We start from the raw sequence: 7,328 nt of genomic DNA on the forward strand, positions 1-7,328 counted from the left end.
CCCTTGGCCAGCATGTCCTGGATGCGCTTGTGGGCGGCATCGCGGCCGGTCAGCATCTTGCCGTTGAGCAGCAGCGTGTCGCCCGGCTTCCAGCTGGCGACCTCGTCCTTGGTCAGCGTGTTCAGGTCGACGCGCTTGCTCTTGTTGTAGTCCGGCGCCCATTGGACGTCGGGCCACAGATCCAGGCTCGGGGGCGTGAGGTAGCTGGGGCCGGAGCCATCCAGCACGAAGTGCGCGTGACGCGTGGCGGCGCAGTTCGGGATCATGGCGATGGGCTTGGAGGCCGCGTGCGTCGGGTAGGTCTTGATCTTGACGTCCAGCACGGTGGTCAGGCCGCCCAGTCCCTGGGCGCCGATGCCCAGCGCGTTGACCTTCTCGTAGAGCTCGATGCGGAGTTCCTCGAGCTTGTTCTGCGGGCCGCGCTCGAGCAGCTCGTACATGTCGATGTCGTCCATCAGGGCTTCCTTGGCCAGCAGCGCGGCCTTCTCGGCCGTGCCGCCGACGCCGATGCCCAGCATGCCCGGGGGACACCAGCCGGCGCCCATGGTGGGGACGGTCTTGAGCACCCAGTCGACGATGTTCTCGCTGGGGTTGAGCATGTAGACCTTGCTCTTGTTCTCGGAGCCGCCGCCCTTGGCCGCGACGATGACGTCGACGGTGTTGCCGGGGACGACGTCCATGAAGATCACCGCGGGCGTGTTGTCCTTGGTGTTCTTGCGCTCGAAGATCGGGTCGCTCAGCACCGAGGCGCGGAGCTTGTTGTCGGGGTGGTTGTAGGCGCGGCGCACGCCTTCGTTGACGGCGTCCTGGATGGAGCCGGGGAAGTCGCCCCAGCGCACGTCCATGCCGATCTTGAGGAAGACGTTGACGATGCCGGTGTCCTGGCAGATGGGACGGCGGCCTTCGGCGCACATCTTGGAGTTGGTCAGGATCTGGGCGATCGCGTCCTTGGCGGCCGGGCTCTGTTCGCGCTCATAGGCGCGGGCCAGGTGCTGGATGTAGTCGGCCGGGTGGTAGTAGCTGATGTACTGCAGCGCGGCGGCGACGCTTTCGACGAGGTCGGCGTAGCGGATCGTGGTGGTCATGGTCGTGCTCGGAGGCAAAGGACGCGGCGGATTATCCGACAGATGGTTGGGGCGCGTCGGCGGTGCGGGCGGCGGGCGAGCGGGGCGCAGATCTTGTCGGGTCCGGAAGCAGCCTCCACAACGAAAAAGGCCGATCCTCCGATCGGCCTTCTCGCTTCCGGGGCACCCGTCACCGGCGCCATGACCGAACGGTCATTTTCCGCCCGGCTGCGATCCCGTCGACCGCACGATGCCTTGCAGCTCGTTGGCCAGACGCGCCCGATCCGCCTCGGTCGGCACCGGGCTGCATTGCTTCTTGGTCAGCATCGAGCCGGTCGTCCCCTCACGCTCGCAGAACATCTTGGGCTTCTCGGTCGCCGCAGCCGTGGTCGTGCCGTCGGCCGGCTTGGCGGCGTCCGGTGTGGCGCAGGCGGCCAGCGACAGCAGCGCCGCGCTCGACAGCGTGATGAGCATCAACTTCTTCATGAACACACTCTCCCTGATGGTCCTCGTGAGACCTTTGTTTCGGATGAGCTGAAATCCTAGCCGCCGCCCCTTCCTGGTGCCCCTCGGGGGAACGCTACTGACACGTCCCCCGACAGGGCGGCTTGTGCGGCGCGCGCATCCGGAGGTGCTAGGCTCGGCGGCTTCCCTTTGATCCCCACCACCTGGAGGCCGACCGTCTTGACCCCCGGACTGAAGCGTTTCTTCGCCAGCGAATCCGCCGGCGGCATCGTGCTCGCGATTGCCGCCGTCGCCGCGCTGATCCTTTCCAACTCCCCCTGGCGCGATCTCTACGCCGCCTTCACCCGCATCGAGGGCGAGGTCCGCATCGGCGGCGATTGGCTGGTACTGGCCAAGCCGCTGCTGGTCTGGGTCAACGACCTGTGGATGGCCGTCTTCTTCTTCCTGGTCGGCCTGGAGATCAAACGCGAGTTCGTCAGCGGCGAGCTCGCCGAGCGCTCGCAGGCCGTGCTGCCGGCCGTCGCCGCGTTGGGCGGGATGGCGATGCCGGCGCTGATCTACGCCGCGATCAACCACGCCGACCCGGTCGGCCTGCACGGCTGGGCCATCCCGGCCGCCACCGACATCGCCTTCGCCATCGGCATCGTGATGCTGCTGGGCGACCGCGTGCCCGCATCGCTCAAGGTCTTCCTGACCGCCGTGGCGATCATTGACGACCTCGGCGCCATCGTCGTCATCGCGCTCTTCTACACCAGCCAGCTCTCGCTCGTGATGCTGGGCGGCGCCGCCGTCTGCCTGATCGCGCTGTTCGCGCTCAACCGCGCGGGCGTGCGGCGCGTGGATCTCTACATCGTCATCGGCCTGGTGATGTGGACCTGCGTGCTCAAGTCCGGCGTGCATGCGACCCTGGCCGGCGTGGCCACCGCGCTCTTCATCCCGGCCAGCGGAGGCGCTGACGGCCACTCGCCCGCCGAGGACCTGGAGCACGGCCTGCATCCCTGGGTCGCCTTCCTGATCCTGCCGATGTTCGCGTTCTCCAACGCGGGCGTGTCGCTGCTGGGCCTGCATGCCGAGGACCTGCTGCACCCGGTGTCCATCGGCATCGCGCTGGGCCTGCTGCTGGGCAAGGCGATCGGCGTGTTCGGCAGCTCCTGGCTGATGATCCGATTCGGATTGGCCTCGCGGCCCAGCGGCGCCGATTGGGTGCAGTTCTTCGGCGTGTGCGTGCTCTGCGGCATCGGCTTCACGATGAGCCTGTTCATCGGCGGCCTGGCCTTCGAAGGCCACGGCGCGGACTACGAGACGCGGCTCAAGCTCGGCGTGCTGGGCGGCTCCATCCTGTCCGGCATCGCCGGCACGCTCATCCTGATGAGCCGAAAGAAGCGCTGAGCGCGAGGGTCAGTCCCCCGCCGCAGCATGAAAAAACGGAGGCCGAGGCCTCCGTTCTTCATTGCGCCGGTTGCACGGCGGGCAGGGCAGGCGACTCGCGCGGGGTCAGGCCTTGTCAGCGTGGCCGTGAGCCAGCAGCTTGTCCGTCAGCGCGATGGCCAAGGCCGACAGCAGGAAGGCGACGTGGATGACGGTCTGCCACATCAGCACCTTCTCGTTCAGGTTCTGCACGTTGATGAAGGTCTTGAGCAGGTGGATGGACGAGATGCCGATGATGGCCGTCGCCAGCTTGACCTTGAGCACCGAGGCGTTCACGTGGTCCAGCCATTCCGGCTGATCGGGGTGGCCCTCCAGATGCAGCCGCGACACGAAGGTCTCGTAGCCGCCCACGATCACCATGATCAGCAGGTTGGAGATCATGACCACGTCGATCAGCGCCAGCACGGCCAGCATGATGATGGTCTCGTTGAGCTTCTCGACGGTGGTGTCGGCCTTGTAGCCCACGCTGTCCACCAGCATCCGCAGCGCGTCCTGGTTGCCGAAGGCGGCTTCGACCAGGTGGACCAGCTCGGTCCAGAACTGGAACACGTAGACCGCCTGCGCGACGATCAGGCCCACGTACAGCGGCAGTTGCAGCCAGCGGCTCCCGAACATCAGGTGCGCCAGCGGATGCAGGCGCTTGGGGGCGGCGTCGGCGTCGGGCGCGCGCTTCGGGCGATCAGTGGACATGGGGGAAATCCTTCAAGCTGGTAACCGGCGGGAACCGCCGAACGCGACGATTTTAGTGAGAGCATCCGCGACCGACACCCTCGTATCGCTTCCGCGGACGCGAGCGCCATCGCAGCGCGCGCCCGCCGGGCTCTTCTACAAGAGTAAGGCGATCGTCAGTGTGAAGGCGGAGAGTTCGCCCGAACCTGAAACCGGTGATCGAGATCCCGATAGATCCCTGCCTGTACGGAGACAAGAGGCCATGAGCGACAAGATCAGCGACAAGATCTACAACCCTCCCGCATCCATCGTCCAAGGGGCCCACGTGTCCGGCATGGCCGCGTACGAGGCCCTGGTCCAGGAAGCCGAATCCGATTACGAGGGCTACTGGGCCCGCCTCGCCCGCGAGCTGCTCAGCTGGAAACAGCCCTTCACGAAGGTGCTCAACGACAACGACGCGCCCTTCTTCAAGTGGTTCGAGGACGGCAAGCTCAACGTCTCCTACAACTGCCTGGACCGCCACGTCGAGGCCGGCCGCGGCGACCGCGTCGCCATCATCTTCGAGGCCGACGACGGCACCACGACCCGCGTCACCTACGCCGAGCTGCTGGCAAAGACCGCGCAGCTGGCCAACGCGCTGAAGGCGCGCGGCGTGAAGAAGGGCGACCGCGTCGTCATCTACATGCCCATGTCGGTCGAGGGCGTGGTCGCGATGCAGGCCTGCGCCCGCATCGGCGCGACGCACTCGGTGGTGTTCGGCGGTTTCTCGGCGCAATCGCTGCGCGACCGCGTCCAGGACGCCGGCGCCGTGCTGATCCTGACCGCCGACGAGCAGGCCCGCGGCGGCAAGTCGCTGCCGCTCAAGTCCATCGTCGACGAGGCTCTGGCCGACAACAGCTGTCCCACGATCAAGCAGGTCGTCGTGTTCAAGCGCACCGGCGGCCAGATTGCCTGGACGCCAGGCCGCGACGAATGGCTGCATGAGGTGATCGCCGGTCAAGCCTCGAGCTGCGAGCCCGAATGGGTCGAGGCCGAGCACCCGCTCTTCCTGCTCTACACCTCGGGCTCGACCGGCAAGCCCAAGGGCGTGCAGCACAGCACCGGCGGCTACCTGCTGCATGCCGCGCTGACCACCAAGTGGACCTTCGACCTGAAGGACTCCGACGTCTTCTGGTGCACCGCCGACATCGGCTGGGTCACCGGCCACACCTACATCAGCTACGGCCCGCTGGCGCTGGGCGGCACCGAGGTCGTCTTCGAGGGCATCCCGACCTTCCCCGACGCCGGCCGCTTCTGGCAGATGATCCAGAAGCACAAGGTCACCATCTTCTATACGGCGCCGACGGCGATCCGCTCGCTGATCAAGGCGGCCGAGACCAACGAGACGGTCCATCCGAAGAACTACGACCTGAGCTCGCTGCGCATCCTGGGCTCGGTGGGCGAGCCCATCAACCCGGCCGCCTGGGAGTGGTACCACCTGCACGTGGGTGGCGGCCGCTGCCCCATCGTCGACACCTTCTGGCAGACCGAGACCGGCGGCCACATGATCACACCGCTGCCCGGCGCGACTCCCTTGGTGCCGGGCTCCTGCACGCTGCCCTTCCCCGGCATCACCGCCGCCATCGTCGACGAGACCGGCAACGACGTGCCCAACGGGCAGGGCGGCATCCTGGTGGTGAAGAAGCCCTGGCCGTCGATGATCCGCACGATCTACGGCGACCCGGAGCGCTTCAAGAAGAGCTACTACCCGCCCGAGCTCAAGGGCTACTACCTGGCCGGCGACGGCGCCATCCGCGACGCCGACACCGGCTACTTCACCATCACCGGCCGCATCGACGACGTGCTCAACGTGTCGGGCCATCGCATGGGCACGATGGAGATCGAGTCCGCGCTGGTCAGCTGCACCGAGCTGGTCGCCGAGGCCGCGGTGGTGGGCCGTCCCGACGACACCACGGGCGAGGCGATCTGCGCCTTCGTCGTGCTCAAGCGTCCGCGCCCCAGCGGCGACGAGGCCAAGGCCATCGCCAAGCAGCTGCGCGACTGGGTGGCCAAGGAGATCGGTCCGATCGCCAAGCCCAAGGACATCCGCTTCGGCGACAACCTGCCCAAGACCCGCAGCGGCAAGATCATGCGGCGCCTGCTGCGCTCGGTCGCCAAGGGCGAGAGCGTCACGCAGGACACCTCCACGCTGGAGAACCCGGCCATCCTGGAGCAACTCGGCCAGGCCTATTGAGGGATCGGGGACGCCCCGACAGGCGACACCCCTTGAATCCTCCAGTCTCGCGCCCGTGTCTGACTTTCCCGAGTGAGGCGCGGCGCTCCGGACACTTGCACGGGCAATGGTGCCTGTCGCTCCTTCGACGAAGAATGACGCGCCCCTCCCCCAGTCGGGGGAGGGCAGCCGCCATCACGGTGGCACGCGACCCGCGGGTCGCGCGTGCGTCATCTCAGAAGGAGTCGTTTGTGGAATATGTCTTCACGCTCAAGTACCAGCTGCCCGCGCCGGACGGGGAGCAGGTCTCGCTCGCGCAGCGCCTGGCCTCGGCCGGTTGCGCGGACGCGCGCGTCAGCGCGGGCTTGCGTGGGCGGCTGATGCTGAAGTTCTCGCGCGAGGCCACGCAGGCCGATGCCGCCTTGATGAGCGCGCTGGAGCAGGTGCGACGCGCGGTGCCCGGTGCGCGCCTGATCGAGGCAGGCCCCGATCTGGTCGGCCTCACCGACGTGGCGGGGGTGGTCGGCGTGTCGCGCCAGAACATGCGCAAGCTGATGCTCACGCATCCGTCGACCTTTCCGGCGCCCATGCATGAGGGCAACTCGTCCTCGGTCTGGCACCTGGTCGACGTGCTGGGCTGGATGAAGGCGCGCGGCAGCTACCGCATCGAGGCATCGGTGCTGGAGGTTGCCGCCGTCACCAAGTCCATCAACCTGATGCGTGAGGGCCGCCATCTGGAGGCCGGCCGCCGCGAGGAGCTCCAGCGCCTGATGGCCTAGGCCAGAAAAAAGGGCCCCGCAGGGCCCCATCGATGCGTCTGACGCGGAGGCCGTCGCCGGCCGCCGTCCGCGGTCACTTGACCGTCAGCACCCACTTGGCGAGCTGCTCGGCCTCGGCCGGCGAGACCGAGGTGTTGGCGGGCATCGGCACCGGGCCCCACACACCGGAGCCGCCCTTGACGATCTTCTCGGACAGCTTCTTCACAGCGTCCTTGTCCTTGGCGTACTTGGCCGCGACATCCTTGTAGGCGGGGCCTACGAGCTTCTTGTCGACCGAATGGCAGGCCATGCAGTTCTTCTTCTGAGCCAACTCCTGGTTGGCATAGGCGCTGGGCGCGCACATCACCGCGGCGAGCGCCGCACAAGCGAACAAGGCGTTTTTCATGGCATCCTTTCAGGTCCTGCCGGGAGGTGACGGATCCTCTCTCAAGCAGGCCGCTTCGAGAGGAAGGCGGCATGGCTGGGGCGGGTCCGGGCTGGCGGGATTGTAGTGTTGGGGGTCGCGCGGAAATGCGTGGCGCAAGGGGAGAACGCAATGTGGTTCGTGGTGATCGGGGTGCTGTTGACATTGCTCAAGGCACTCGACGTGGGGCCGATGTTGGACATCAGCTGGTGGTGGGTCTTGTCGCCCTTCCTGCTGGCCGTCCTGTGGTGGGAGTTCGCCGACAAGGTGGGCTACACGCAGCGCAAGCAGATGGACAAGATGGACGC

7 protein-coding genes are annotated in these 7,328 nt (G+C 67.1%); 3 read left to right on the top strand and 4 right to left on the bottom strand.

Features of this window, described 5'->3' with window-relative positions; genetic code table 11:
- Positions 1–1,085 (bottom strand): fumarate hydratase (locus ABDW59_RS24390; RefSeq protein ID WP_343634050.1); only part of this gene is annotated, 1,085 nt, incomplete at its 3' end.
- A gap of 192 nt (positions 1,086–1,277) precedes the next feature.
- Entirely contained in the window at positions 1,278–1,550 is a 273-nt protein-coding gene (locus ABDW59_RS24395) for a hypothetical protein (RefSeq protein WP_343634051.1), read from the bottom strand.
- Positions 1,551–1,748: 198 nt separating this feature from the next.
- On the opposite strand from ABDW59_RS24395, the gene nhaA reads away from it, so the two are divergent.
- Positions 1,749–2,918, top strand: coding sequence for a Na+/H+ antiporter NhaA (gene nhaA / locus ABDW59_RS24400; protein ID WP_343634053.1), 1,170 nt, complete (start codon positions 1,749–1,751; stop codon positions 2,916–2,918).
- A 105-nt stretch (positions 2,919–3,023) separates the two neighbouring features.
- Here the strand turns inward: nhaA and ABDW59_RS24405 are convergent, their stop codons facing one another.
- On the bottom strand, positions 3,024–3,647 hold the full coding sequence (locus ABDW59_RS24405; RefSeq protein WP_343634055.1) for a TIGR00645 family protein: 624 nt from the start codon (positions 3,645–3,647) through the stop codon (positions 3,024–3,026).
- Positions 3,648–3,888: 241 nt separating this feature from the next.
- On the opposite strand from ABDW59_RS24405, the gene acs reads away from it, so the two are divergent.
- The gene (gene acs, locus ABDW59_RS24410; RefSeq protein WP_343634057.1) at positions 3,889–5,859 is read left to right on the top strand and encodes an acetate--CoA ligase; all 1,971 of its coding nucleotides are present in this window, start codon (positions 3,889–3,891) and stop codon (positions 5,857–5,859) included.
- Between the two features lie 230 nt (positions 5,860–6,089).
- Positions 6,090–6,617: a DNA-binding protein gene (locus tag ABDW59_RS24415; RefSeq protein ID WP_343634059.1), complete on the top strand. Its 528-nt coding sequence runs from the start codon at positions 6,090–6,092 to the stop codon at positions 6,615–6,617.
- A gap of 73 nt (positions 6,618–6,690) precedes the next feature.
- Here the strand turns inward: ABDW59_RS24415 and ABDW59_RS24420 are convergent, their stop codons facing one another.
- The gene (locus tag ABDW59_RS24420; protein ID WP_343634060.1) at positions 6,691–7,002 is read right to left on the bottom strand and encodes a c-type cytochrome; all 312 of its coding nucleotides are present in this window, start codon (positions 7,000–7,002) and stop codon (positions 6,691–6,693) included.
- Between the last annotated feature and the right edge of the window lie 326 nt (positions 7,003–7,328).

It is taken from the genome of Roseateles sp. (assembly GCF_039595295.1).
Lineage (GTDB): Bacteria > Pseudomonadota > Gammaproteobacteria > Burkholderiales > Burkholderiaceae_C > Roseateles.

Excerpts from the sequence above, each read along its gene's own strand:
- acs (WP_343634057.1), top strand. The coding sequence starts at position 3,889 with ATGAGCGACAAGATCAGCGACAAGATCTACAACCCTCCCGCATCCATC.
- ABDW59_RS24420 (WP_343634060.1), bottom strand. The coding sequence starts at position 7,002 with ATGAAAAACGCCTTGTTCGCTTGTGCGGCGCTCGCCGCGGTGATGTGC.
- ABDW59_RS24395 (WP_343634051.1), bottom strand. The coding sequence starts at position 1,550 with ATGAAGAAGTTGATGCTCATCACGCTGTCGAGCGCGGCGCTGCTGTCG.
- ABDW59_RS24405 (WP_343634055.1), bottom strand. The coding sequence starts at position 3,647 with ATGTCCACTGATCGCCCGAAGCGCGCGCCCGACGCCGACGCCGCCCCC.